Below are 24,727 nucleotides of genomic sequence, written 5' to 3' on the forward strand. Positions count from 1 at the left end.
ATATGCGTTGGAATGTGGGCTCAAAAGTAATAACAGGTGATCAGATATGAAAAGCATCGAGTTATTTGCTGGTATCGGGGGTATTTCGCTTGCTGCTGAATGGGCTGGAATTGAAACAGTCGCTTTTTGTGAGCAAAATGCCTTCTGCCAGAAGGTTTTAAAGAAAAATTTCCCGGGTGTTCCTGTATTCAATGATGTTTGCATTATGAACCGACAACTATTAGAGGAAAAAGGAGTGATCGAACCAGGTGGAACAATTAACATTCTTTCCGGAGGATACCCCTGCCAAGGTGAAAGTGTTATCGGACAGAGAAAAGGAGAGAAGGACGATAGATGGCTTTGGCCTGAAATGTACCGGCTCACAAAAGAATTACGACCCGATTGGGTTGTTGGAGAAAACGTTGCTGGACACATCACAATGGGCTTGGACACAGTTCTCTCTGACTTGGAAAGAGAAGACTACCAAGCAAGGACATTCGTATTTCCGGCTGTCAGTGTCGGCGCGCCGCATCAAAGATACAGGACATTTGTTGTTGCCCACTCCCGCCGCAAGTCAGAATTACAAGCCCATCAGACCTTTAGCTCCTTCGGAAGCAGACGGAACACACGGGGTAATCTTGCCGGGGGGATTGGGCCATCAGTTTCCCCATCTTACTGGCAAATACATCAATCCCCAGCTGTTGGAGTGGATGATGGGTTTCCCAATCGGGTGGACAGAAGTATAGCTTTAGGAAACGCAGTTGTCCCTCAGCAGATTTACCCGATATTCAAAGCTATTATGGATCAGGAGGCGACAGAGTGATTATCTCTATTATAACTGCTCTTTTCATGTTTAATGCAATTGCTCTCCTTCTGTGGATTTGTTTCACGGAGAGCCGAATACAAAAATGGGAACGCGAAAAATAGAGGAAAGGAGGACGGGTGTGACAGAACAACTTTCATTCCTTCATCCTGTGGATTTGAAGGCAGTCCGTAAAATCGTGATCAAAGAACTCAAAGATTATCGAGCTTTGAAAGTACAGCTTGAGAATAAAAAGGAATCTGTTGACGCTGGCATCAGCCCGTTTCCTTCTATCAGAGATTCTTTCATATTAAATGAACTGAAGGTCAAACAGATGGAAAGGGCGTTAGAAAACAGCCTGGACGATGAAGAACGGATGATCATTGAGAAAAAATACTTAACAGCCAGCCAAACAAAAGACATTCATATCTATATGGAACTCGGCATGAAGAAGGACACCTATTATGAAATAAAACAGCGTGCCATTTTACGTATTGCCACAGCACTCGGAATTATCTGAGTGCTCTTTTTAATTAAATTGGGTATAAAGTTTAGTTGAGATGTGCTTGATCATTAAATTCTAGGAGTAAATAACCTATTTTATGGAAAATGGTGTTTATTTAATTTTGATTGTGATAGCCTTGAGCCTTGGGAGGGATTGAAAAGTGAAAAGGAAAATTGTAAGCATGATTCTTGTATTGAGTTTAGTCTGTGGATTTGCATTACCTTCTTTTGCGAAAACCTCTACGAATAACGAAAATGTACCACCTATTAATGGAATGAAGATTATTAACCAGTCTGAGGATGCCTCAACTTACACAATGGAACTTGATGGCAAACAATATCTTATTGATCAAAAGACACTTGATAAAGGCACGTCAAATGAAGCTATCAAGGTTGATCAATATTTACTAACAGAGGGCTCAAAAAAGTTAGTTGATACGGCTACGGTTAGAGTCTCTGAGGTAACCAGTGATGCTTCAGCTATGGCTTGCAGAGGAAAGCAGAGTGTGAGAGTTAAGGTTCCAATTGTACAGGTTAATATGAATTCATGTAAAATCAAAAGCTTTTTAAATATCATTGAAGATGCAGATGGAGCAGCCGGAGCCATTGCTGGTATCGCAGCATTGCTCAGAACGTTACCAGGAATCTCTGTGTACGCAGGTGCTCTTGCTGGAGCATTGTGGGCAAGTAAATGGGCGATAAAGAAGGTTTCTGATAATGGTAAGTATGGGATATCTTATCATTGGTTAATTGGCACAACAGTTATTGTTCCATGGAGAAATGCATAAACGAGGTGTTAAATAATAAATGAATCGTATATTAGTTTCAATTGCTATAATCATATTCATAATTGAATATTTTATAGCTCCACTCACAAATTTAGACACAGGGAAGTACGGTACGTTTATTGGTTTGATCTTATTGAGCATTGTTGTTCTAAGATTAGATGATAATAATAAGAAATGAATCAAAAAGGACAGGATAAAACCTGTTCTTTTTTTGTTTTGAATCATTAATCGCCGACAAATTCCCGACAAAACAGGGGACATTTTAGGGGACAAAAAGGGGGACTATTTATGTTTGAAATCCCGATAAACTTAACCTATCAACGAAATACGATAAATAAAACTTATCGAAATATACGGGAGAAGCGTCTTTCCCTTATCAAGACGAATTCGGATACGGAACAAAGGTGTTGAGGAATGAAGCCAAAACGAGAGGAACATTCTGAGCCTGGATAGCAGCTAGTCTGAGGCGTCCGTATCGGGAGAATAGCAATGTCGTATTTCATTGTGTGATCTTGCTATACTTGGCTTCCTCTCGGAGTATGTGTGAGATCAATATTTAATTAGCGATTAGCATAAGGGGGAAAAGATTAAACTGATCTAGATTTTTTTCGACAAATTCTGCAAACTATTCCATTGCCCTTTCCTTTCATCAATAATAAGGTAGGAGGGGATTAACTTGGATCAGTTTTCATTTGTACAAGATGCTGTAAGTAAAGGGAATGATTTATCTAGTGACTTGTTTGCTGTTTATATGGATATTGCGTCGACATTTCAGAATTACGAAACAACCTTTAAGTATTTTTATGAAAAAACAAAAGAAGATGTTGATGCTAGAAACAATTCAAACGGTGAACATTTATTAATAGAACCGATTATAATTCCTTCTGTTTCCAGTGCGTTATTTACTGGAATATATGGTGATTTTGAATACTTTCTTAATTTAATTTGCAATGCTTATAAAACAAAACATGGTTATAAGATCGATCTAAAAGATATATCAGGAAATGGTATTGAAAGAGCTGTTTTGTATCTAACTAAGGTTGTTCAAGTTAGAGACCTAAAAAATACACCTGAATGGAATAAAATAAAGCACTGGAATAGAATTAGAAATATTATTGTTCACAATAATCGGGTTATTAGAAATAAAGAAGATAAAGATTCAATTGTTTTTTGAACCTTAATATTAATAAAAAGCAAAATAGAGTATATCTTTTAATAGATGATTGCAAAAGGTTTCACGATCTTATATTGAATTTTCTTAGGATATGTATTTAAGTAGTTTTTCGTTCGACAAATTCTGCAAATAGTTCCTTTGTCACGATCCTTAACCGATAATAAGGTGGGAGGTGAGAAAGTGGCTGATTTAAATGAATGTAAACATGATGAACTAAAAAGTGTTAAAACGGACTCTCCGTATAAGATGGTTATTTTAAAATGCAAGTCGTGTGAAAAAACGATTTCTGCTTTAGAAGATATAGATATTCAAAAGTGGAATTCGAATATGTATAGGAATCACAATTATTTCGAGAATCAATTTAATCTCTTGAAAAGAGAAGTAGATTCTTTAAAAAGTGAATTGAATAAAAAAAATGTGTTAATTATTGACTTGCTAGAAAGACTAAATAATCGTTTGAGATAATTAATGTTAGCATCCTTCGGGGTGCTTTTTTATATTCTCTGTAAACTGCTTCCGGTAAATCTCAGGATAGACTATTGGCGGTTAACGGCTTGAGTACGGTGGCAGTTTAGAAAGAATATATTCAGGTAGTATAAGGGAGGCTCAAACTTTTATATTGTATTTCATTTGTAATCTTTCTAACTCGAATAAAATTATCATTTTAACCCCTTATTAGACCATGATGACTTATGTTGATTTCTCTATCGTAGTTGAACAGTCTAGGACAACCTAAAATAAAAATCATATACTACAGCGTAAGGTTCTATTAGAAAAAGAAAGGAGTGATTACATGAGCAACAGAGAGTGGAACCGAAATGCAGATGACTTTATTCTTGGCTCTCGTCGTAACCATAATAGCTGCAATGAAAACAACCATGCAGAAACAAAAGTTTCACCTACTAAAAATCTTGTGAATACCACTACAAATGTACGAACTATTAGACGTGTTCATCCAACTCATATAACCAATGTAAATAAAAATATTACTAGAATTGAAAATTTTTATCCGGTAACTCATTCTGAACAAAATGAAAATTTCGTAGAAGAATATGACTGTGGTTGTGATTTAAAAAAACCACGTTGTAAACTTATTAAAAAATTCAGAAGATGATTTGTAATTCTATTGGGAGAAGCACCTGATCGGTGCTTCTTTCATTAATTATCTTTTACAAACTTAATTGCCTCATCTTTAAACTTTTTTTCGACAAATTCTGCAAATTGTTCCCATAATTACTGCTTTCACCGATAATAAGGTGGGAGGTGAGTATTATGATAGTTTCTGGAACAATTAAAAATTCAAATGATAGCATGGACTTTGAAGTATATCTTGAAGTAGAAGATATTTCTGAAGATGCTATGACTATCGACGAATCTACGAGACTTATAATTAATGCAATAAATCAAAAGTATAGAACTACTTTTCCTAAATCAAGCATGTTAAATCCCGTACGTGTTAATAAAAGCATTGATAAGACAAAAGATATTAGTAACCGTTCTGGATGGTATGCTTCAGATTTGAAGATTGACAAGGGAGATTCTCTAAGCGATAACTTATTAAAAGTCTCGAATGTATTGGAAGCGAAGTATTGTAAGCAAAATGAGGCCTTGCTGCTTCATCAAGTTGTAAAAAGAGATGATGAAACTTATACAATTATTTTTCACAAATATCAATTTTAATGTAAAGCATCCTTTGGGGATGCTTTTTTACTTGGGTAGTTGCATACCGCTAAAGGTGTTCAGGTGCACATGAGCATTGGAGGAAAGGAACGTTTCAGGGGGAAGGGAAACCTTTAAACAGTCTTAATCCCCCTTGATTTTATATTCTCTGTAAACTGCTTCCGGTAAATCTCAGGATAGACTATTGGCGGTTAACGGCTTGAGTGCGGTGGCAGTTTAGAAAGAATATGGTTCAGACTTGGAAGGAGGAGCACTATGAAACCTTTTAGCAAATGCGAACAATGTGGCGAAAAACATCATATCGTTTTACTCGAGCACAAAAAAGAAAATAGTGTAGTAATTGGGTTCATTCAATGCCCATCATGCCTTCATAAAACAGTTTGCTCTGTGACTACGCCTCATATTAGATCGCTTCAAAAGAGGATAAGAACAATAAGAAACCAATATGGAAAAGCCAAAAGACTAAAAAAAGCAGAGCGCCTGCTTGCTGAATATGAAAAGGTGAATGCTCAAATCAAAATACTAATGCAACCGCTGATTGATCAAGAGAATACTAGAATAAATCATTAACGCCTTTCTGTCTCTGGTATGGAAGGCTTTTTATTTTTAAGGAGGAACTGGCATGAAATTGCTGTTAATAAGGGCAAAAGGACATGTGGACAAAGAGGTTAAGAGATCCATAGAGAATGATATACGCCAGGCGATTAGCCAAGGCTTCTATGTATATGGGGACGACATAGATGTGTCAGTTGCTGATGTGGATGTATCAGAGATAACACGAGGGGAAGAAACTCTTTGGATAGATGGAAGAAGAATGGAGGCATCTGATTTTAATGGAGATATTGATGAGAAAGATTGGGGAAAAGATTACGACAATCATTGATGATGTTATTGGACAAACTTACATCAATTCAACAAAAGAAGAAATAGAGGATAAGGTTTAATGCCCCTTAAGCCCCTAAGAATATGCGCCGCCCCTGGGTGCCCCAGCCTCACGCGTGGTCGGTACTGTGATGCACACAAGACACAGCAACAAGAAGAAACAAAACATTACAACAAACATTCAAGAAACAAAACAATAACAAGTTTTTATAAATCAACAGATTGGAAACGAACAAGACAACTTGCTTTGATAAGAGACAATTATCTTTGTCAGCATTGTTTGAAAGACCATTGCTTCACTCCGGCTGACATGGTGCATCATATTGTGGAAGTAAAGGAAGATTGGGCGAAAAGATTAGAATTGGACAACCTTGTAAGCCTGTGTAACGCCTGTCACAACAAGGTTCACGGGAGTAAGGGCAAGTGACCCTCCCCCCTATCCAAATCTCTGGAAAGGAAGCGTTTGGAGAACGGCGCCCCCTCTTCTGCAAACAAACACCGCTTTTCAAAGTTCCGGAAAAACAAAATACCCTCCCGGCGAAATTGCCGAGAGGGCTTGGTACGACTGGTTTTGTTGTTAATTCCATCGTATCACGATTGGTGAAAAAAACAAGCAAAAAATGCAACTTTTTTGATGTGAAATGAGGTGAGAACATGCCGAGACCTGCAAAATCCGCGACGCTTCAATTGATACAGGGCAACCCAAATAAAAAGAATACGGAAGAGCTGGCCGCCCGGGCTGAGCACGAGAAGAAAATGAAAATGCGATCCGATAATATAAAACCGCCAACGTGGTTGGATAAGGTCGGGAAAAAAGAATTCAAACGGGTTGCTGCTCTATTAACAGAAGTTGAAATCATCACGGAAGCGGACATCAGCATGTTGGCTGCCTATTGTAATGCATATTCGCAGTATGTATCAATTTCTAAAATCATTGAAGAAGACGGGATCATGGTCCATACAGAAGGAAAAGACAAAGACGGCAACCCAATAAAGCTTGTTGGTGAAGAGCATCCTTTGTTAAAGCGGCAAAAGAATTATTTTGATCAAATGAAATCAGCAGCGAATGACTTTGGCCTTACACCGTCTGCTCGGGCAAAACTTGCTATCACCCGTACCCAGGAAGAGCGGGAAAAGACGGCTGCGGAGAAGGAGTTTAAAAACGTATGAAGACAATCAAACAATTTCTCATTGATTACTCGCGCGAAGTGATATCGGGTGAGATTGTGGCGTGTGAAAAACACATTTGGGCCTGTGAGCGTTTTTTAAATGATGTGAGTCGGGAAGGCACAAGGGAGTTTCCTTATGTGTTTGATGATGAAAAAGCCCGCCGGTTCCTATACTGGATGACCCAATTTAAACATACGAAAGGCCCTTTGCAGGGTGAAAACATTGTGCCTGAGCCTATTCAAATATTCATCTTTGGCAATGTGTACGGATGGGTGCATAAGGATACCGGCTATCGCCGATTTAAAAAAGTCTATTGGCAGGTCGGCCGTAAAAACACCAAAACGCAGAGCCTGGCTTGTGTCGGTTCCTATGAGGCAATGGCTAACGATGAATATATGTCCGAGGTGTACATTGGCGCCACAAAAACAGAACAAGCAAAAATATGTTGGAACGAAATTAAGGCACAGATTATGCAAGCTGACCTTTTGAACAAGCCGGAGAAAAAATATCGGATTGCATATGGAAAAATTGAACACCCTAAAACACAGTCTAAAATTGAGGCGCTTTCTAAAGATGCCGGAAAAACTGGCGATGGGTTTAACCCGCAATGTGGCATTATCGACGAATACCACGCTCATAAAACCTCAGAGATTTATGATGTCCTGGCTTCCGGTATGGCTGCCCGTGCTCAGCCGTTAATGCTGATTATTACTACAGCCGGATTTGAATTGAATAATCCTGCTTATCGTGTTGAATATGATTACGTGTCTCGCATATTGGACCCGAATAAGGTGGAACAAAATGAACAGTATTTTGTGATGATCAATGAGCTTGATAAAGGTGATGACGTCAAAGACGAAAAGAACTGGATTAAAGCTAACCCGATTGTCGCTGCCAATGAGCATGGATTGAATTATTTGCGCGGAGAGTTGGAGGTCGCGCTTGCCGTCCCGGAGAAAATGCGGAATTTCATGACAAAGAACATGAATATCTGGGTTAACATGCGGGAGAACGGCTATATGGATATGCAAGCCTGGACAGATTGCGGTTCTGATAAAATTCCGGATTTGAAAAACCGAGAGTGCTATGTCGGCATTGACTTATCAAAAACAATTGATTTAACGGCAGCATCTTTTATCTTTCCATTAGATGACGGCAGTTTTGCTATAGAAAGTCACGGATTTATGCCGGAGGATACATTCCATGAAAGAATGAAGACAGATAACGTCCCATATGACTTGTGGAAGAAAAAGGGATGGTTAACGACAACAGATGGTGCCGTTGTTGATTATGACTATATCAGGGCATACATTAAGAAAATGGAGAAAGAAAACGGCTGGCGTATCAAGGAAATAGGCTATGATCCATATAACGCCACACAGTTTGCTCAGCAAATGGAAGCGGATGGATACACAATGGTTGAAATACGGCAGGGCGTAGCCACGTTGTCTGAACCAACAAAAGATTTTAGAGCAAAAGTCAAAGCGAAAAAAATCATTCATCCTATAAATGATCTGTTAACATGGGCGATGGGTAATGCAGTAACAAAAGTAGACGCCCAGGAGAATATCATGCTTGATAAATCCAAATCAACTCAGCGTATTGATCCGGCAGCAGCTTTAATTAATGCGTATGTGCGCGCTTCTCAGATTAATAATGAAGTTGATTTAAATGCTTATATTCAGTCAGCTTCTTTCTCTTTCTAAAGGTGGTGTAAGAGTGAAGAAAATATTGAAGGGCTTTCTACTCTTTTTGAATGATTTTCTATTTATCATTGGAGCTGCTTTTGTTCTGACTGCCGCATATCGTTTAAACGCAAACATCGGTCTTATTCTGACGGGTGTCTTTTTTATGTTTTATGCAGCGCTTTTAAGCAGGAAAAGGGGGTGATTAATTGTTTTTAGAAGGATTGTTTTCAAAAAGATCAAATGCATCTGACCCCTGGAACCTTGCTGATCCACCAGAGTGGATAGTTGATATGTTTGGCGGCTCCAAAACGGCAAGCGGCGAGCGTGTAAGCGAAGCAACTGCACTGGTTCATCCTGATGTGTTTTCCTGTGTGAATGTCTTATCCGATGATATTGCAAAACTTTCAATTCATACATTCCAAAAGGTTAATGGAAATATCAAAAGTGGGATGCATCATCCAATTGCTTCATTACTTTATCTAAAACCGAATCAATACATGACGGCTTTCACTTGGAAGAAACTCATGATGACCCATGTATGTACCTGGGGCAATGGATATTCGTATTTAAAGCCTGATAAAAATGGTTTTATTACTGATTTGCTACCATTAAATCCGGCCAATACTCATCCCTATGTGGACCCGAATACAGGAATTTTGTGGTATGAAACCATCATTAATTCAAAAAGAGTGGAATTGTATGCTGACGAGGTTTTGCATTTCAAAGGTATGACTGAGGACGGGATTAACGGTAAAAGTCCAATAGGCGTTATAAGAGAGCAAGTCGGAGCTCAATCAGCTGCTACAAAATTTAACGCGAAGTTGTATAAGAATGATGCTACTCCCAGGGGCATTCTGAAAGTGCCTACCTTGTTAGAGGAAGGCGCAAAGGACCGAGCAAGGAGAGAATGGGACAGGGTAAATGCAGGGAGAAATATTGCCATTATTGATGCCGGGCTTGATTATCAATCAATTTCAATGCCTTTGCAAGAGGCACAGTTTGTAGAATCAATGAAATTTAATAAGGCTCAAATTGCCTCTATTTTTAAAGTTCCTTTGCATAAGATCAATGAGCTCGATCGGGCGACGTTTAGCAATATCGAACACCAATCTATTGAATATGTAAAAAATACACTTCAGCCGTGGTTAGTATCGTTTGAACAAGAGTTCATTACTAAGCTGTTTACCGATGACGATATTAAAAAGGGGTACTATACCAAATTTAATGTTAATAGCGAATTACGCGGTGATGCAAAATCAAGGGCTGAGTATTACGAAATTATGGAACGCATCAGCGGCTTGAATATTAATGAAATCCGAGCATTAGAAGAGAGAAATGCCATAGAAAATGGAGACCGTCATCTTGTTTCTCTAAATTACACGTTCTTAGATACGCTTGAGCAATATCAAATGAGTAAAGCAAAATCAGTTAAAGGGGGTGAAAACAAAAGTGAACAAGGAAGTACGTCATCTGACAACGAAAATTGAGTTACGCTCTGCCGGTGAAGGCGAAGAGAAAAGGCATTTTATTGAGGGGTACGCTTTGAAATTCGAAAAATGGTCCGAGCCGTTGGGAGGATGGTTTAAAGAAATCATCAGCCGGAACGCCCTGGATTCTACAGACCTTTCTAACGTAGTCGCGCTTTTTAATCATCGTCAGGATTATCCCTTAGCGAGAAATACCGTTTCTGAGGACGTAGGGAGGCTTGAACTAGAAACAGATGCAATAGGTCTCAAATTCCGTTTTATCCCTACAGACACGTCGTATGCGAAGGATTTAATGGTGAATGTTAGAAGCGGAGTCGTTAATCAGTGTTCTTTTGCTTTTTCTTTGGATTACAGAAATGGAGAGCCGGATGAGTGGCAGCATAATGATGAAGAAGGAGTTTATGAACGGCGAATCAATGCTATAGATAGAATCTTTGATATATCTCTGGTCACAACACCTGCATATAGCGATACGGAGGCCGTTGTTAGTGAACGAAGCTTGGCTAAAGTGGAGCAGTTAAAAGAAATGCGTGCTGCTCCAATGGAAAAATTAAAAATGGAGCTTGAACTTTTAGACCTGACAATTTAGGTCTATTTTTTATGTTTAAATTCAAGGAGGAAATACGAATGACAGTTGCTATGACGAAAAAAGAACGTGAATTGAGACAAAAATTCACACAGAAAAAACAAGAGGCATCCAATCTTTTAAATGAAGGGAAGTCCGAAGAAGCCCGCAGCATGCTTGATGAAGCCAAGGCGCTGCAAAAACAAATCGAGCTTATGTCAGAAGAGCGTGGCTTGGAACTGCCGGCATTGGGTGAAGAACGAAACTTTGTACCAGAATTCGAACGAAAGCCCGATGAAGAACCCGAACAGCGCGATATTTTAACAGCTACAAAAGAGTACCGGGATGCTTGGTTTAAAGTGCTGACCGGACGTAGCCATGACCTTGGCGAAGAAGAAAGAAGCATGATGCAGCGTGTTCTAAAAGAAAATCGCTCTTTGTCTGCTGGAAGTGATAAAGACGGCGGATATACTGTTCCGGACGATATTTCAAAAGAGATTTTAAAATCCATCAAGGAATTAAACTCTGTTCGGAATCTGGTTCGCGTTGTGCCAAAAACTGCCCCATCAGGGAGTTATACAGTCCGAAAGGGTGTGGCTGGAAAACTCTATAATACAGCCGAGAAAGAACAAATTAAAGAACTGAAAAACATGGAATTCGAACAAATCTGGTACAACGTCAAAAAGTTCGCCGGATTTATGCCTGTTTCTAGCGAGCTATTAAATGATTCATTTGTAAACTTTGTTCGTGAGATCGTGGACTGGCTCTCTGAATCTGCTGTAGTGACAGAAAATGATGAAGTCTTTTATGGAAAAGGCGGCGAAACAAATGTTGAGGGGATTATCACTAGTGAAAAATATAAAACTCTTAAAGCGCCTTCTGTAATTACGATTAAATTTCTACGTAAGGTTAAAAACCAGATTAAACGCGGATATCGTAAAAATGCAAAGTGGGTTATGAATACTGAAGCGTTTGAAACCCTGGCAAACATTGAAGATAAAAACGGCAGAGGAATCTTAGCTCAAGATCCTAGAGACGAAGACAGCTTCCTTTTGTTCGGACGACCGGTTGAGGTTTATGACGAAATTGTAACTGACGACAAGACACAAAAGACTCATATTCTTTTCGGTGATTTTGAACGTGCTTATTTCATGTTTGACCGTGAAAAATTTGAAATTAAATCAACTGACGTGGGCGGAGACGCATTCCTCACTGACCAAACATATTTCCGAGGTATTGAGCGTTTCGACGGGAAAGTTGTTGATCCAGAAGCTGCCGTCATCGTTACTGACCTTGTTGTTGGAGAAGAGGCACAAGTGGAAACACCATCGACTGAATCTGCGGACTTAGGTAAATAAAAAATGAAAGGATTGATTTAACATGGAAGATTTTTTAAATGAAAGTAACGGAGCAAAAACATCAGCAAGAGACAATGGATCAGGGGAACCGATTACGGATGTCTCTATCGCGGACAACAGCGAACAAAATCCTCTCTATGTAAAAGGCCTTCAAGGCGAACCTGGGCCTCAAGGTCCTAAAGGGGATACCGGTCCGCAGGGACCGAAGGGAGACAAAGGAGATACTGGTCCTCAAGGTCCAAAAGGAGATGCTGGACCACAAGGTGAGCCAGGTCCCCAAGGTCCAAAGGGTGACAAGGGTGATCCTGCTGTTATCGGTGAACAATCCATCTCACATGAAATGCTGCAAGAAAAATCAGTCCGCAGCATTAACATAGGAACGGGCAGTATTATGCTCGATCATTTGAACAGTGAAATAAAAAGCTTATTAGATGGGCTTCAAAAACAAATTGATGAGCTGAAACCGAACACTTCTGCTGAATGAAAGACAGGTGATGTCGAATGACAGAAGAAGAGAAAGTTGAATTAGAAAAGGCAAAAAAGTTCCTCCGGGTTGATGGTGATCTGGAGGATGATTTGATTTTAGACTTTATTGCATCAGCAAAAGAATACATTGCTTCTGCTACCGGTCTTACATTTCCGAATAAATCAGCCAGGGCGGCAATGTGTGTGAATGCATTCGTTGCTCACTGGTATGAAAATAGAGAAATTGCCGGTACAACTTCTAATCTGGATGGCGTGCTGACTACCATGATAAATCAGCTCAAATATACATTGCCGGAGGCTGCTCCTAATGTTGAATGACATGAGATACCGGATTCAATTTCAGAAAAAGAAGCCTGCTGGCCGCCTGCCTGTGGATGGAAAGGACAGCTGGGAAACGGTTATTGAATGCTGGGCTAAAGCTGAAGGTTTAAAAGGGCGAGAATATTATGCTGCGGCTGCGATCCAGAAGGAAAAGACAGTGGAATTTACAATTCGACATCGCGAAGACATAGACGAGCATATGCGAATCATCTTTCGTGAAAAAGCTTATGAAATAGAGTCGATCTTGCCTAACTATTCTCGCCGGCACTTCATTACAATAAAAGCAAATGTGGTGAGCTGATGAATTTTGAGTTGGAATTGAAAGGTTTTAAAGAACTCGAATCTACTTTCGCAGACTTAGCCCGCAAGGACGAAAAAATCCATAAAGCAACTGTAAAAGCCGGCGGAGCTGTATTGGCAGAAGTAATCAATGATAATGCTCCGCGGTCAGCTATTGGGGGGAGGCACCCTCACATAGACGAGGACATTATTGTTGGAAACAGGATAAAGCGAGATGAAGACGGAGAGATATATGCGGTTGTCGGCCCAACAAAGGACACTAAATTCCGTGTTCACTTGCCGGAGTTTGGTACCATTCATCAGGCAGCAAATCCTTTTTTTCGAAACAGTATGATCCAGGCGAATGATAAGATGCTTGATGCTATGGAAAAGGTCATAAAGGCGGGGTATAAGCTATGAGTCTTTTAAACCTCATCGAAAGATCAATGCAATTAAAGGACAAGATATTTGAAGCGCTGGAAACCCATCCGGCGCTTTTATTATTGATTGATCCTGCAAATATTTATGAACTGGCCGTACCAGAAGGGATTGAAAGTTCTCCTCCTTACATTGTGGTTCAGGAGATAGACTACAGGACAACTAAATGGGCTGATGGGAAGCCGATACAAGACAGCGCCGTTTATCAGATTGATGTGTACCACAATAGTTCATGTGATCCTATTTTTGCCCCTATTGTGGATGTAATGGGCGGCATGGACTTTCAGACAACTGTCCCAATCAATGAATTTTTACAAAAAGAACGTCTTATTCGAAAAGGATATCGGTTCGAGGCGAACATTTTACTATAATTGGAGGTTTTAAGATGCCTGAATACAGTTCAGTTACAGGTTTAAAGAATGTGAAATTCGCACCTTTAAAAAAGGTGGGTAAATTTTTTGTTACCACGGAAATTCTTGACTATGAATTTGCAATCAATATGAAAGTTGAAACAGAAACATCCACAGAAAAACAATATGCGGATGACAAACTTGTCGATCTTGCAGTTTCAACTGGTTCAACTAAATTAGATATTGAAATGCGGGATCTGCCAATGGAGATTCTTTCTAAATTACTTGGAATTGAACAAGATGAAAACGGATTGTACTTGTTTAAGAAAAATATCATTCCTCCTTGGGTTGCGATGACGTTTCAAGGACCTAAAGCAAACGGCAAGTCTCGTCATGTGGGCTTGGTAAAAGGGAGATTCTCTTTGCCGGGTGATGAATGGAAAACAAAACAAGATAAAACGGATTTTCAAACGATCAAACTTTCAGCGGAATTTGTTGATAGAGAACAGGACGACGTGTTCAAAATCGTTGCGGATGAAGATGGAGAAAAATTCGATATAGATCACTTTTATAAGGCAGTTTTTGGGGACGCCTATCAAAATAAACAAGACACAGAAGAAAATGTAAGTGCTGATCTTGGGAAATAAAAGGGGAAGCTGAAAAGCTTCTCTTTATTTAGATAAAATCTATTTAACCAAAAGGAGGAGTCATTATGGCTCAGAAACATATTTCTATCAAATTGTGGTTTGAAGACGAAAAAAAGTTTAAAACTTTTATTGCACCGCGAACAAATACAAAGACACTTCTTGAAGCGCTGAGATTAAATGCTGAAGCAGAAAAAACATCAGATGATCTTGAAAAGAGCATCAAAACATTAGAGAAGCAAATCCAGTTTATTGTGAAAATATTCCGTGACCAGTTCACTTATGACGAGTTCACCGAAGGGCTACAATCATTTGAAGTCACAAAAGAAGTCAGCCGAATTCTCTCAGAGGTAGCTGGATACAAAGAAATTGAGGAAGTGGATCAAGATTTTTTGCAGGAGAAGATGGAGAAGAATACACCTACGAACGAGGAATCCAGCAAATAAATGAAATTTATTCCACACTGCTTGAACAAGGATGGAAAATGACTGAAATAGATAACATGGACATTTACCATTACTTAGAGGTTTTGGCTGAAAAGAATAAACCAAAAATTAAGACGGTAACAATTGATCAAATCTTTTAGACAGGTACTCACCTGTCTTTTTTTATTGAGTTTATGCCAGGAAAGCGGGGTGTTTACATATGGCTCAACCAATAGGAAATATGATTGTCAAAGTAGGTATTGACGATACGGGCTTTAACCGTGGCATTGAAGGCTTAAAAAGGCAGATGCGCCTGGCGAACTCAGAAATGAAGGCGGCCGCCAGTGTTTATAAAAATACCGGTGACCAAACGAAGCTCCTTCAGTCGCAAATGGAAGGGCTAAACAATAAATATAAGATTCAAGGCCGTTTAGTTCAAGAACACCGTCAGAGATATGATGAATTGGCCCGTCAAAAAGGAAAGGACAACCGCGAGACACAAATCCAAGCTCGCCGCTTAAATGATGCAATTGCTGTTCATCAAAATTTAGGAAGAGAACTGCAGCAGGTTACTAAAGAATTTGAAAATACTTCTGCAAGTGGAAAGCGAGCAGCAGGCGTTTTTTCTGTCTTCAAGAAAGATTCACAGGAAGTATCGAAAGAGTTAAATGCTGTCTATAATTCTGCGACCGAAACAGGGAAAGCACTGACAGCTATAGGAGCCGTTGGGGCTCTTGGCATCGGGGCAACTGTAAAGGCTGCAGCAAGCTTTGAAAAGGAAATGAGCCGGGTTGCAGCGTTAGCAAATGCAACGGATGACCAAATGGCCGCGCTTACTGAAACTGCCCGTCATCTTGGGGCCGTAACACAATACACTGATGGGCAAGTAGCTGAAGGGATGCAGTATTTAGCGATGGCCGGTTATAAAACCAATCAAATCATTGGTGCAATGCCTGGTTTATTGGCAACTGCGGCAGCTGGACAAACCGATCTAGGTGTCACAGCTGATATTGTTTCAGACATCCTAACTGAGTTCCATATCAAAGCAGAAGACACAAACCGTGTTGCCGACGTTATGGCCTATACGTTTACCAATTCGAATGCTACTCTCCAAGAGATTGGGCAAACCATGAAATATGCGGCCCCGGCGGCAAAAACTGCGGGCGTAAGCATGGAAGAATTGGCCGCGGCAACCGGCATCATGGCGAACAGCGGAATTAAAGCTGATATGGCCGGAACGGCATTAAGGTCTACACTAACTCGCTTGGCTGCGCCTCCAAAGCCAGCAGCATCCGCAATTGAAGAGCTGGGGCTTAAAGTAACCGACTCAACCGGGAAAATGCGGCCGTTAGCTGATATCATGGGACAAATCACCGAGAAAACGAAAGATTATACAGAGACGGAAAAAATCCGGATTGCCAAACAGCTTGCCGGCCAGCATGCTCTTTCAGGATTCATTACCTTAATGCACGCTGGAAAGGATAAACTCCAAGACTTTACAAAAGAATTGGAGAACAGCGGCGGCACGGCAGAAAAAATCGCCGATAAGCAAATGGACAACCTGGCCGGATCATTTGAATACCTAAAGTCGGCCACAAATAATGCTGTTATTACACTTGGAAATCAATTCATCCCTGTGATACGTGCTACAACAGACGTTATTACAAGCGCTGTCACATGGTTTGATTCCTTGCCTTCTTCAGTGGCTAGCACAATTGCCATTACAGGTGCGGCGGTTACCGTGTTCTCGCTCTTAGGTGGTGCTTTCCTGCTCACATTAGGTGCAATTCCGAAAATGGCTGCTGGTTGGAATATGCTTCGCACAGCTGGGGCGTATTTAACCGGGAATGTGAATCGGGCTTCTACAAGCCTAACCGTTTACTCTGCTGAGGCGATTGCGGCTGGCACAGCCTCAAGAACAGCGGCCACGGGCATGACTGCCACTTCAACAGCTGCGGCAGTAGCATCCACAAGGATGGATCGTTTCCATCAAACCTCTGCACTTGCTACAACAAGAGTTGGACGGCTTGAACAAACAACAAGCAGAAGCACAAGAGCGATGAGTGGTCTTGGCGGTGCTTCACGTGTAGCTGGTCTTGGACTTAGCCTATTCGGCGGACCAGTCGGATCAATAGCCGGGCTGATCCTTTCTTTTGCACCTGAACTTGTCAAATTTGGATCAGGCATTGTAAAAGCTGGAGTGAATGCAGTAAAAGGTGCTGGCGGCTTTATGAAACTTGCGAAAAGTGGTTTCGGTCTTTTTGACATTCTTAAAAAAGGTACCGGAGTTGTCGGTCTTTTGCGCGGCGGGCTCAGTTTGCTTGGGGGACCGATCGGAATAGCTGTTACTGGTGTTACCCTCTTAGCTGATGCAGGATTTAAGTATTACGACAACTTGAAAAAAAGGGTGCTACCAGCAACGATCGACTTTGGCGATAAGGTATCTGAATCCACTTCAAAAGCGATTAATGCGTATGAAGACATGAACACTAAAGTCGGTGCCAAGCTTAATTATTACTATTTAACCAACAAAAAGATCACGAAAAAAATTGCTGATAACATGTCCACCGAGTATGAGAAGATGGGCAAAACCATACTTGACGGTTATCAAAAGAGCACTGATAAATCTTTGAAAGTGTTAAGTGATTTTTATGCTTCTAATAAAGAAATGTCTGAAAAAGAGAAGACAGAAACATTACAGAATATAAAAGACAACAATAAGGACAAACATAAAGAAATATCCGGATATACCAAACGCATCAAAAAGATTTGGGAAAATGCTGCTAAAGATCACCGAGATATCACAGATGACGAACGTAAGGAAATAGAACAGATTATTAAGAAAATGAATAGCCATGTTGAATCTGCTCTTACTAAAAGTAAAGAGGAGCAGACAATTATCGCCGGAAAATTAAAAGACAACAAAACTCAACTTTCTGCAAAAGAAGCAGCTGCCACAGTTAAAAACAGCAAAAAAGCAAAAGACAATGTGGTCAAGAATGCTGAAAAGCAATATAAAGAAGTAGTGAAAAACGCTGATCTAGAGTATTACGTCAAGGGTTCTATCACTAAAAAACAACATGATGATACAGTTAGCTCTGCGAAGAGCCAAAAAGATCAGGTTGTGAAACAGGCTGAAAAAACTCATAAAGGCGTAGTAAGTGAAGCGAAAATGCAGGCTGCCGGGCATGTAAAAGAAGTAGATTGGGAGACAGGGGAAGTGCTCGGGAAATGGGATACTTTTCTCGTTGATCTAGCAGGTGTTGTTAATAAAATTACCGGCGGGATCAATACTGTTCTTGAGTTCATGCACATTCCTACAATTCCTGAATGGAAGCCTAAAGGGTACAGCGGCAACTCTGAAATGCAGGTAGCGCCAGGCAGAGCTTATGCAAAAGGGACAGACTTTCACCCAGGCGGAAGGGCGTTAGTCGGTGAAGAAGGTTTTGAACTTGCTCATACACCAGGCATCGGAACTTATGTGGTTGGAATGGGCGGCCCGCAGGTTTGGGATCTACCGCGTGGTACATCGGTTCTCCCACATAGTCAGTCAAAAGAAGTTATGGCAACTGGTCTTCCTGGTTATGCAGGAGGTGTCGGGAGCTTCTTCAAAGACGCCCTTAATGGCTCCAAGAAGCTTGTGAAAGGAGCGATTTCAGCAGGGAAGGGCGTTGTCAATAAAGCGAAAGATGTTGCATCGGGTGCTATGGAAATGATCTTGAATGGCCCCGAGAAAATGATTAAGAACTTGTTTAAGGGCTTTATCCCTTTTAAGTCAGGCAAAGGTGTGGACTCATTAGGAACTGGAATCCTCCAAACATTGAAAAATGGGGCTGGTCAGTTTTTAAAAAGCATTCTTCCGGATGCCGGGCTTTTCACAGCAGATGCCTATAAGGGAGCGACAGGGTCTGCCCATGTTCAAAAATGGGTAGCGGAAGCTGTTGGCATTGCCGGCGTACCATTCTCGTGGCTTCCTGGCTTGATCACCGTTGCAATGAAGGAGTCTGGCGGAAATCCCAATGCAATAAACCTTACTGACTCAAATGCAAGAGCCGGGCATCCTTCTCGGGGGCTGATGCAGACTATTCCAAGTACATTTTCATCTAACGCGTTTCCTGGGCACAATAACATTTTTAATCCGGTTGATAATATACTAGCTGCCATCAATTACATCAAAGGGCGTTATGGAGATATATCCAATCACCCTGGTTTAAAATCAATGGCTCGCGGCGGCCCGTATGTGGGTTACGCAAAAGGAGGAACTTCACCAGGGCGCGGCGGCTCTAAATGGGCGATTCTAAACGAACGGGGCTTTGATGAGACCACGATTACAACAGACCCGACGTATCGGGAACGTAACATCGGTTTATGGGCGCGTGTAGGCCGTGAGCTTGGTGTTCTTCCGTCACTTCAACAAGGGATGATTTCAAAAGCCCTTGTGTTGCTTCAAAAAGCTTCAATGGCTACAGCTGACAAAGCGCCACAGACCAATGTAAATGTTGACATGAGTCGTGTGGTTGAGAATCAAGAGAAGCAAATCAACATGATGAGCCAGCAAATAGATGCTCTCCAGCAAAACATTCAGCTGTTACAGCAGCTTGTTTTGAAAGACAATCACACGTATATAGACGGAACAAGAGTTGATCAAACCAGTGCGGACCGATATAACAAAAAACGTTATAGAAACGGGGGTAAGCCTGCATGGTAAAACTGTTTATTGATTTCAATAATGGACTAGGGGAGCAAAGCCTTGACAGCTTACTCCCTCAATTTGAAGTATTAAGTTTTTTGCCGGAAGCTCCAAATATTAATCGGGAAACAATTACGATCCCTCGGCGGCACGGGCTGATTTTGCCGCAGCATCCACGCGATGTCACTTACGGGGAAAGAAAGATAAATGTTGAGTTTTATTTAAATGCTCTCAAGCATGAGAATTTTTATATGTACCGACATCAGTTATATGCCCTATTGGTTAAGCCGTTTCCTTATTACATCTCTTCTGATCTTTGGCCGAATCGTCGTTTCCTTGTCACTTGTGACGGGAATTTCAGCATCCAAAAAGAGAAGGAGAAAACCTACAATGATTTCTCTGTTGAGTTCACTAATATTACAGGAATGGCGGAATCAACTTTTACAACAAAAGATAAGCAGTATTTCACTAGAGCAAAGCGAACTTTCGGTATGAACATTCCGCCTAATGACCAGTTGAACTATTCTTTTAAGAATCAGAAACGTTTCTCTGTGTTTAATCCCGGTGACGTACAGATAAATCCATTGGACCATGATTACAATGTTCTGTTAAATGCAGCAGGTAAAAATGTAACGTTGATCAATCATACAAATGACGAAAAGCTTACGATTGAACAGGAATTAAAGAAAAGTCAGCAGGTTTCTTTTCTCAAACAATATACAATCATTAATAACACGCCGATTAAAACATCTGGCCGGCTGCCGAGTCTTGAAATAGGATGGAATGAGTTTGAAGTTCAGAACACAAGTGACTTTACCATCCAATTCGATACTCGGCTTTATTATTTGTAAGAGGTGGTGGTTTTTTGGCTAAAGAGGATTTCATTAAACAAATAGCCGCCGACGCTCAAAGAGTTTATAAAAACCATCAAATTCTTGCTTCGTTAATCATTGCCCAGGGATGTCTTGAGAGCGCATGGGGAACAAGTGAACTTGCGACAAAAGGGCACAACCTTTTCGGCATGAAAGGCGAGTATAAGGGACAGTATGTCACTATGATGACCTGGGAAGTCATTAACGGTGAAAATGTTCAGGTTCCGGCAAAGTTTAGAAAATACCCCTCTTGGAAAGAGTCGATTGACGACTTAGCTAACCTGTATCTCAATGGCGTAAGCTGGGATAAAAATCATTACAGGGCGGTTGTCGGAGAGACAGATTATCAAAAAGCTACAGCTGCGCTCGTAAAAGCTGGATATGCAACTGATCCAAATTATGCAACAAAGCTCAATAGCATTATTTTCACGTATAAATTAACCAAATACGATACAACTGAGGGACTGCCTGACAATCCGGATGAACCTAGTAATTCTGATCCGATCGTAGACCTGCCGAGCAAAGAGTATGACGGAAAAGATATTACGCTAAATCAGAGTCTCCCTAAAGATGTATATTTACCAAAGTTGCATGTGGCGAGTCAGGACGATTCACAAGCTATTGAAGTCATCGGCGCTGACCCGGACTTATTAGACGATACGACAGGGAAAAAGGACATTGAATTCACAATCACACGGACAGCTGATAATGGTACAGAATATGATTTGCTTGTGAATGACAACATTCTTTATCTTGATGAAAAAAAATTCAATCATCAAAAGTATTTCATCACGGATATTGCAATTAACCAGGAAGGAACACTTTCGAAAAAAGTAACGGCAAGCCACGTCTACGTTGTGACACTAAACAATCACTATGTGGAAGATACGATCAGTGGGACGTTTACCGTCAGGAAGATGCTTGATTTTGTTTTTAAAGGCACAAAATTAAGGTACATCTTTATGGACAAAGAAAGTGAGTTCTCTAGCGTTGAACAAGAGAATTTTGGTGACAGATTCGGAAATGATCTGATGGATGAAATTGTGGAAGACTATGGCTTAGAATTAGATGTCGATAATTATAAAGTCTACGTGTATAAGAAAATGGGCAAACGAATAAATCATACACTTGATACTCGATATAATATGCCTGGTATCACAATCAAAACCTCTACTCAAGGGTGTTCCACAAGAGCGAGGGGTTTTGGTGCAATTAAAGAAAACAGCAGCACAGACAGCAAAAAAACGGAGTATGTTTTTGAACCGGTATTGTACAAGCATCCTGACGAAGATAAATTTTTGATTGATGGTATGCCAAGATGGGCAGAACCATTGCGGGATGAAAAATATAAAAAAGAGTCCAGTATGTTAGCCGCGTTGAAAAAGTACGTCAATCCATATCCACAGACGGAAATAGAAGTAGATTATGAATACATCTATGAGCCGAAGCTTTTAAAGATACAAGAGGATTTCTGGAAGGGCGACACACTGCATATTTTGGCTGACACATCATATGGCGTGACTTACGAAGATGATGTCCGTCTTTTGGCCATTCAATATAAACCATTGAATCCTTACGCAAAACCGACACTGACATTTGCCAATTTCCGAAAAGATATTCAAGACATTCGGATGGAGCAAGAGAAGAGATTGAAAGATCAAAAGCGATATATGCAAAAACTTAGAATGATGATATGAGCACTCTTACCAGGGTGCTTTTTGTTTTGTTCTTGAAAGGAGAGTGATCTCATGGTGATCAGATTAATAAAAGATTATGATTCTACAAAAGACTCACTGTATCTTGCACAGCAGCGGGATGACTTGGAAAGCATTGAAAATGAATTAAATGGACTATCCAATTCCATTGCCAATCATAAATCGGCTGTGACTGCTCATACGTCTTCCCAGGTGGCCCATGGCAGTGGGCTGACAGTTTACGAGGAAATTGAAATAGCGAAAGCGCGGCTCCGCAACATTGTGTTAGAAGCAGATGGGACCAATATAAAAGAAACCATAGATGCTCGTGTAGATAAAAGAGGGAAAGTCTATCCGTCTTTACGTGATCACCTTGTCGCAAACGAAACTGATCTCGAGAACTTGGATTCAATGATTCAGAAGGAAATGTCTTTTGACTTTACAACCGTTCCGCCGGTTTATCATACAAACTTGAATTTAGCAGATAAGACGGTGCTTCAGTGTTTTGTCATTGATGAATTGACTGGCGATATCTACGCCACACAGGTTGCCAGCGGAAACCAAGATAAAAGTGAAAGTTTCACCATTACCCGGATGAATCAAAACGGAGTGATGCTGGACAGCATGACACTCGTTCACGGCGGCCACGGCACCACAATTGGATTGGAACGGGAAAATGGGAAAGTGTATATCTGGTCCAACTATAATGTTGTCGATTCAAACGGAAACACTGTTGGCAACGATCTTGTGCGTTTTCCTTATACGTCAGGGGCCACATTAAACGGCGGCAGCGGAGGCATTAAACGCTATAACAAATTCAACGATTATTATACCGTTCCTGTCATTGACAGAGAAAATGGCTTGATTGCGTTCCGAATTAAATTAAAAGATGATAATAGTTTGGTAGAGCTCAGGAAATTAAGTGATGTAAAAAACGGCGTAAATAAAGTGCTGGGGAAGGTAATCATTCCGAGTGACTTGTTTTATCTCCAAGGTTTCACAATAGATGGCTATGATTTGTACTGGTACACCGGAGATACAAACAACAAAACATATCCATGTGAAATCACTCAATTTAGCTTTAAGGATGGAAGCTTGAAAAAGCGTATCTCCTGTAATTTTGGCTATGGGCCAGATGGCAAATACGAAGATGGTTTCCGAGAGCCTGAGTCAATCTTTTTATACAAGGACCCGAAGACAGGGAAGAAATCGCTATTCGCAGGTGTGGCTACGGGAGCCGTCGGAAAAAGACTTGCCAAGGTTTACGCCTACCATTCTAAAGAGAATGCAGCCAAATTCGGTATTGACTTAGCCCAGGGGTATCAAGGGTATAAACTCACCCAAAACAATGGCTATTCAAAGCGGCTACCGGACGGCTTAAAGTCCTTAAAAGAATTCAGGCAACCCGGTTTTTACTATATGCTGACTACAGAAACAAAGACTCTTTCGGATCATCCGGACAGCGGTAACGCCGGCTGGTGGTTAAACATTGCGCCAGCAGATCGCGCCGGCTCAGTCATTCAAACGTTAACCAGAAACGCAACAGCGCGGCCAATTAAAATTTTAACCAGAGTTGTTACAAATACAGGTAATGTAGGCGATTGGTCAGAGATTTCAGCGAGTGGAAAGCTGCCCTGGGCAGACTTGCCTTTAAAGAATGGTGCAAAGAATCCTGACAGCAACTATCGTCTACAATTTGCAGTACAGGGAGGATTTCTTTTTGTAAGGGGCCGAGTTACCATTCCGGAGAAAGACGGCGTTGATTTTGCGACATTGCCTGCCAGCGCCCGGCCTAAAAAGAATACCTATAAAAGCTGCCCTGTAGCCGGTACAACAGGAGATAGAAAGATTGTTTTTCGATCAAATGGAAATATCTCTGCACTCGGGCTGTTTGCAAAAAGCGCATCGAATGTAACATACACCTATATTGATGAAATCATCAAGCTGGATTAAAAAGGGGTGTCTCATATGGAATATAAACAAATGTGGGCTTATCAATATGATGAAAACTATATTTATGATTGCCCGGTTGAAATTCAATACATCGAAGATGATGATGGAAACGTAAAGCGTGTTGTTCCGGAAAATGCAACCGAGATCAGTCCGGGTGAATTGGTGCAGGCCAAATGGACGGGAACAGAGTGGATAGAAAGCGCATCGGCTGAATACATCGAGGCTCTTGAGACAGCTGATTCAGATGAAGAAAGCGACGGGGCAAAGGCGCTGAAAGCTGTTGCGGATATACTTGAAACAATGGTAAGGGGTGATGCGGGATGAGCAGCCTTTTTTATAATGCCATCAAGACGTGTTATCTATCAGGATATTGGGACGGCAAGGAGGAGCTTCTTTCTATGGCTGTCGATCAAGGTAAGATAACAGAAGAGGAAATGAATGAGATCAAAAGGCTCCGACAGGCTGACAAAGGATCTCCTTCTATAGAAGAGTAAAGGA

General features: G+C 40.8%; 29 protein-coding genes. All 29 read left to right on the plus strand.

Features of this window, described 5'->3' with window-relative positions:
• Positions 1-46 precede the first annotated feature (46 nt).
• The 29 genes from NST79_RS09600 to NST79_RS09740 all read left to right on the plus strand — a co-directional run bounded on the left by NST79_RS09600 (position 47) and on the right by NST79_RS09740 (position 24,723).
• On the plus strand, positions 47-802 hold the full coding sequence (locus NST79_RS09600; protein WP_212059540.1) for a DNA cytosine methyltransferase: 756 nt from the start codon (positions 47-49) through the stop codon (positions 800-802).
• An 85-nt stretch (positions 803-887) separates the two neighbouring features.
• Positions 888-1,301: an ArpU family phage packaging/lysis transcriptional regulator gene (locus tag NST79_RS09605; RefSeq protein WP_060399192.1), complete on the plus strand. Its 414-nt coding sequence runs from the start codon at positions 888-890 to the stop codon at positions 1,299-1,301.
• A gap of 145 nt (positions 1,302-1,446) precedes the next feature.
• Positions 1,447-2,073 (plus strand): hypothetical protein, encoded by a 627-nt coding sequence (locus NST79_RS09610; RefSeq protein WP_212059542.1) that lies wholly within the window; start codon positions 1,447-1,449, stop codon positions 2,071-2,073.
• 676 nt (positions 2,074-2,749) lie between these two features.
• Positions 2,750-3,247, plus strand: a complete 498-nt coding sequence (locus tag NST79_RS09615) for a hypothetical protein (protein WP_339225827.1) — start codon at positions 2,750-2,752, stop codon at positions 3,245-3,247.
• A 180-nt stretch (positions 3,248-3,427) separates the two neighbouring features.
• The gene (locus tag NST79_RS09620; protein ID WP_339225828.1) at positions 3,428-3,712 is read left to right on the plus strand and encodes a hypothetical protein; all 285 of its coding nucleotides are present in this window, start codon (positions 3,428-3,430) and stop codon (positions 3,710-3,712) included.
• A gap of 328 nt (positions 3,713-4,040) precedes the next feature.
• Positions 4,041-4,361 carry a CotD family spore coat protein gene (locus tag NST79_RS09625; protein ID WP_041056299.1) on the plus strand — a complete coding sequence of 107 codons (321 nt, stop codon included), beginning with the start codon at positions 4,041-4,043 and terminating at the stop codon, positions 4,359-4,361.
• 158 nt (positions 4,362-4,519) lie between these two features.
• Positions 4,520-4,927, plus strand: a complete 408-nt coding sequence (locus NST79_RS09630; RefSeq protein ID WP_043858639.1) for a hypothetical protein — start codon at positions 4,520-4,522, stop codon at positions 4,925-4,927.
• 255 nt (positions 4,928-5,182) lie between these two features.
• Positions 5,183-5,497 (plus strand): hypothetical protein, encoded by a 315-nt coding sequence (locus NST79_RS09635; protein WP_088325960.1) that lies wholly within the window; start codon positions 5,183-5,185, stop codon positions 5,495-5,497.
• A 52-nt stretch (positions 5,498-5,549) separates the two neighbouring features.
• On the plus strand, positions 5,550-5,810 hold the full coding sequence (locus NST79_RS09640) for a hypothetical protein (RefSeq protein ID WP_072693012.1): 261 nt from the start codon (positions 5,550-5,552) through the stop codon (positions 5,808-5,810).
• Positions 5,811-5,870: 60 nt separating this feature from the next.
• Complete coding sequence (locus NST79_RS09645; RefSeq protein ID WP_212060550.1) at positions 5,871-6,236, plus strand: HNH endonuclease; 366 nt, start codon at positions 5,871-5,873, stop codon at positions 6,234-6,236.
• A gap of 227 nt (positions 6,237-6,463) precedes the next feature.
• Positions 6,464-6,979, plus strand: coding sequence for a phage terminase small subunit P27 family (locus NST79_RS09650; protein ID WP_019846969.1), 516 nt, complete (start codon positions 6,464-6,466; stop codon positions 6,977-6,979).
• Positions 6,976-8,685, plus strand: coding sequence for a terminase TerL endonuclease subunit (locus NST79_RS09655; RefSeq protein WP_212060548.1), 1,710 nt, complete (start codon positions 6,976-6,978; stop codon positions 8,683-8,685). The genes NST79_RS09650 and NST79_RS09655 overlap by 4 nt, the downstream gene beginning before the upstream one ends.
• Before the next feature lie 13 nt (positions 8,686-8,698).
• Positions 8,699-8,869: a hypothetical protein gene (locus tag NST79_RS09660; RefSeq protein WP_212060546.1), complete on the plus strand. Its 171-nt coding sequence runs from the start codon at positions 8,699-8,701 to the stop codon at positions 8,867-8,869.
• Between the two features lie 4 nt (positions 8,870-8,873).
• The gene (locus tag NST79_RS09665) at positions 8,874-10,154 is read left to right on the plus strand and encodes a phage portal protein (protein WP_212060543.1); all 1,281 of its coding nucleotides are present in this window, start codon (positions 8,874-8,876) and stop codon (positions 10,152-10,154) included.
• Entirely contained in the window at positions 10,117-10,743 is a 627-nt protein-coding gene (locus tag NST79_RS09670) for an HK97 family phage prohead protease (protein WP_041057326.1), read from the plus strand. Before NST79_RS09665 ends, NST79_RS09670 begins: the two co-directional genes overlap by 38 nt.
• Before the next feature lie 38 nt (positions 10,744-10,781).
• The gene (locus NST79_RS09675; RefSeq protein WP_032725456.1) at positions 10,782-12,077 is read left to right on the plus strand and encodes a phage major capsid protein; all 1,296 of its coding nucleotides are present in this window, start codon (positions 10,782-10,784) and stop codon (positions 12,075-12,077) included.
• A 22-nt stretch (positions 12,078-12,099) separates the two neighbouring features.
• Positions 12,100-12,561, plus strand: coding sequence for a collagen-like protein (locus NST79_RS09680; protein ID WP_212060541.1), 462 nt, complete (start codon positions 12,100-12,102; stop codon positions 12,559-12,561).
• A gap of 17 nt (positions 12,562-12,578) precedes the next feature.
• Positions 12,579-12,881 (plus strand): head-tail connector protein, encoded by a 303-nt coding sequence (locus NST79_RS09685; protein ID WP_019846973.1) that lies wholly within the window; start codon positions 12,579-12,581, stop codon positions 12,879-12,881.
• On the plus strand, positions 12,871-13,185 hold the full coding sequence (locus NST79_RS09690) for a phage head closure protein (protein ID WP_059335735.1): 315 nt from the start codon (positions 12,871-12,873) through the stop codon (positions 13,183-13,185). Before NST79_RS09685 ends, NST79_RS09690 begins: the two co-directional genes overlap by 11 nt.
• Positions 13,185-13,583 (plus strand): HK97-gp10 family putative phage morphogenesis protein, encoded by a 399-nt coding sequence (locus NST79_RS09695; protein WP_212060539.1) that lies wholly within the window; start codon positions 13,185-13,187, stop codon positions 13,581-13,583. The genes NST79_RS09690 and NST79_RS09695 overlap by 1 nt, the downstream gene beginning before the upstream one ends.
• Positions 13,580-13,972 (plus strand): hypothetical protein, encoded by a 393-nt coding sequence (locus NST79_RS09700; protein ID WP_212060537.1) that lies wholly within the window; start codon positions 13,580-13,582, stop codon positions 13,970-13,972. The genes NST79_RS09695 and NST79_RS09700 overlap by 4 nt, the downstream gene beginning before the upstream one ends.
• Before the next feature lie 14 nt (positions 13,973-13,986).
• Entirely contained in the window at positions 13,987-14,598 is a 612-nt protein-coding gene (locus NST79_RS09705) for a major tail protein (protein ID WP_072693020.1), read from the plus strand.
• A 65-nt stretch (positions 14,599-14,663) separates the two neighbouring features.
• Positions 14,664-15,041 (plus strand): hypothetical protein, encoded by a 378-nt coding sequence (locus NST79_RS09710; protein WP_212060535.1) that lies wholly within the window; start codon positions 14,664-14,666, stop codon positions 15,039-15,041.
• A 199-nt stretch (positions 15,042-15,240) separates the two neighbouring features.
• Entirely contained in the window at positions 15,241-19,728 is a 4,488-nt protein-coding gene (locus NST79_RS09715) for a phage tail tape measure protein (protein WP_212060533.1), read from the plus strand.
• Positions 19,722-20,561, plus strand: coding sequence for a phage tail family protein (locus tag NST79_RS09720; RefSeq protein WP_072693023.1), 840 nt, complete (start codon positions 19,722-19,724; stop codon positions 20,559-20,561). Before NST79_RS09715 ends, NST79_RS09720 begins: the two co-directional genes overlap by 7 nt.
• 14 nt (positions 20,562-20,575) lie before the next feature.
• Positions 20,576-22,279: a phage tail spike protein gene (locus NST79_RS09725; protein ID WP_212060530.1), complete on the plus strand. Its 1,704-nt coding sequence runs from the start codon at positions 20,576-20,578 to the stop codon at positions 22,277-22,279.
• Between the two features lie 51 nt (positions 22,280-22,330).
• Complete coding sequence (locus NST79_RS09730) at positions 22,331-24,229, plus strand: teichoic acid biosynthesis protein (protein ID WP_212060528.1); 1,899 nt, start codon at positions 22,331-22,333, stop codon at positions 24,227-24,229.
• Positions 24,230-24,244: 15 nt separating this feature from the next.
• Positions 24,245-24,553 (plus strand): hypothetical protein, encoded by a 309-nt coding sequence (locus NST79_RS09735; RefSeq protein WP_212060526.1) that lies wholly within the window; start codon positions 24,245-24,247, stop codon positions 24,551-24,553.
• Positions 24,550-24,723: a hypothetical protein gene (locus NST79_RS09740; protein ID WP_212060520.1), complete on the plus strand. Its 174-nt coding sequence runs from the start codon at positions 24,550-24,552 to the stop codon at positions 24,721-24,723. The genes NST79_RS09735 and NST79_RS09740 overlap by 4 nt, the downstream gene beginning before the upstream one ends.
• The last annotated feature ends 4 nt before the right edge of the window (positions 24,724-24,727 follow it).

This window comes from Bacillus sp. PS196 (assembly GCF_037963555.1).
GTDB classification, from domain to species: domain Bacteria; phylum Bacillota; class Bacilli; order Bacillales; family Bacillaceae; genus Bacillus; species Bacillus subtilis.

Bases quoted from the DNA above. Each gene is read 5' to 3' on its own strand.
- NST79_RS09630 (WP_043858639.1), top strand. From the start codon at position 4,520: ATGATAGTTTCTGGAACAATTAAAAATTCAAATGATAGCATGGACTTT.
- NST79_RS09720 (WP_072693023.1), top strand. From the start codon at position 19,722: ATGGTAAAACTGTTTATTGATTTCAATAATGGACTAGGGGAGCAAAGC.
- NST79_RS09605 (WP_060399192.1), top strand. From the start codon at position 888: ATGGGAACGCGAAAAATAGAGGAAAGGAGGACGGGTGTGACAGAACAA.
- NST79_RS09635 (WP_088325960.1), top strand. From the start codon at position 5,183: ATGAAACCTTTTAGCAAATGCGAACAATGTGGCGAAAAACATCATATC.
- NST79_RS09650 (WP_019846969.1), top strand. From the start codon at position 6,464: ATGCCGAGACCTGCAAAATCCGCGACGCTTCAATTGATACAGGGCAAC.
- NST79_RS09705 (WP_072693020.1), top strand. From the start codon at position 13,987: ATGCCTGAATACAGTTCAGTTACAGGTTTAAAGAATGTGAAATTCGCA.
- NST79_RS09700 (WP_212060537.1), top strand. From the start codon at position 13,580: ATGAGTCTTTTAAACCTCATCGAAAGATCAATGCAATTAAAGGACAAG.
- NST79_RS09675 (WP_032725456.1), top strand. From the start codon at position 10,782: ATGACAGTTGCTATGACGAAAAAAGAACGTGAATTGAGACAAAAATTC.
- NST79_RS09625 (WP_041056299.1), top strand. From the start codon at position 4,041: ATGAGCAACAGAGAGTGGAACCGAAATGCAGATGACTTTATTCTTGGC.
- NST79_RS09680 (WP_212060541.1), top strand. From the start codon at position 12,100: ATGGAAGATTTTTTAAATGAAAGTAACGGAGCAAAAACATCAGCAAGA.
- NST79_RS09695 (WP_212060539.1), top strand. From the start codon at position 13,185: ATGAATTTTGAGTTGGAATTGAAAGGTTTTAAAGAACTCGAATCTACT.
- NST79_RS09715 (WP_212060533.1), top strand. From the start codon at position 15,241: ATGGCTCAACCAATAGGAAATATGATTGTCAAAGTAGGTATTGACGAT.
- NST79_RS09690 (WP_059335735.1), top strand. From the start codon at position 12,871: ATGTTGAATGACATGAGATACCGGATTCAATTTCAGAAAAAGAAGCCT.
- NST79_RS09730 (WP_212060528.1), top strand. From the start codon at position 22,331: ATGGTGATCAGATTAATAAAAGATTATGATTCTACAAAAGACTCACTG.
- NST79_RS09655 (WP_212060548.1), top strand. From the start codon at position 6,976: ATGAAGACAATCAAACAATTTCTCATTGATTACTCGCGCGAAGTGATA.
- NST79_RS09710 (WP_212060535.1), top strand. From the start codon at position 14,664: ATGGCTCAGAAACATATTTCTATCAAATTGTGGTTTGAAGACGAAAAA.
- NST79_RS09640 (WP_072693012.1), top strand. From the start codon at position 5,550: ATGAAATTGCTGTTAATAAGGGCAAAAGGACATGTGGACAAAGAGGTT.
- NST79_RS09740 (WP_212060520.1), top strand. From the start codon at position 24,550: ATGAGCAGCCTTTTTTATAATGCCATCAAGACGTGTTATCTATCAGGA.
- NST79_RS09645 (WP_212060550.1), top strand. From the start codon at position 5,871: ATGCCCCTTAAGCCCCTAAGAATATGCGCCGCCCCTGGGTGCCCCAGC.
- NST79_RS09600 (WP_212059540.1), top strand. From the start codon at position 47: ATGAAAAGCATCGAGTTATTTGCTGGTATCGGGGGTATTTCGCTTGCT.
- NST79_RS09685 (WP_019846973.1), top strand. From the start codon at position 12,579: ATGACAGAAGAAGAGAAAGTTGAATTAGAAAAGGCAAAAAAGTTCCTC.
- NST79_RS09735 (WP_212060526.1), top strand. From the start codon at position 24,245: ATGGAATATAAACAAATGTGGGCTTATCAATATGATGAAAACTATATT.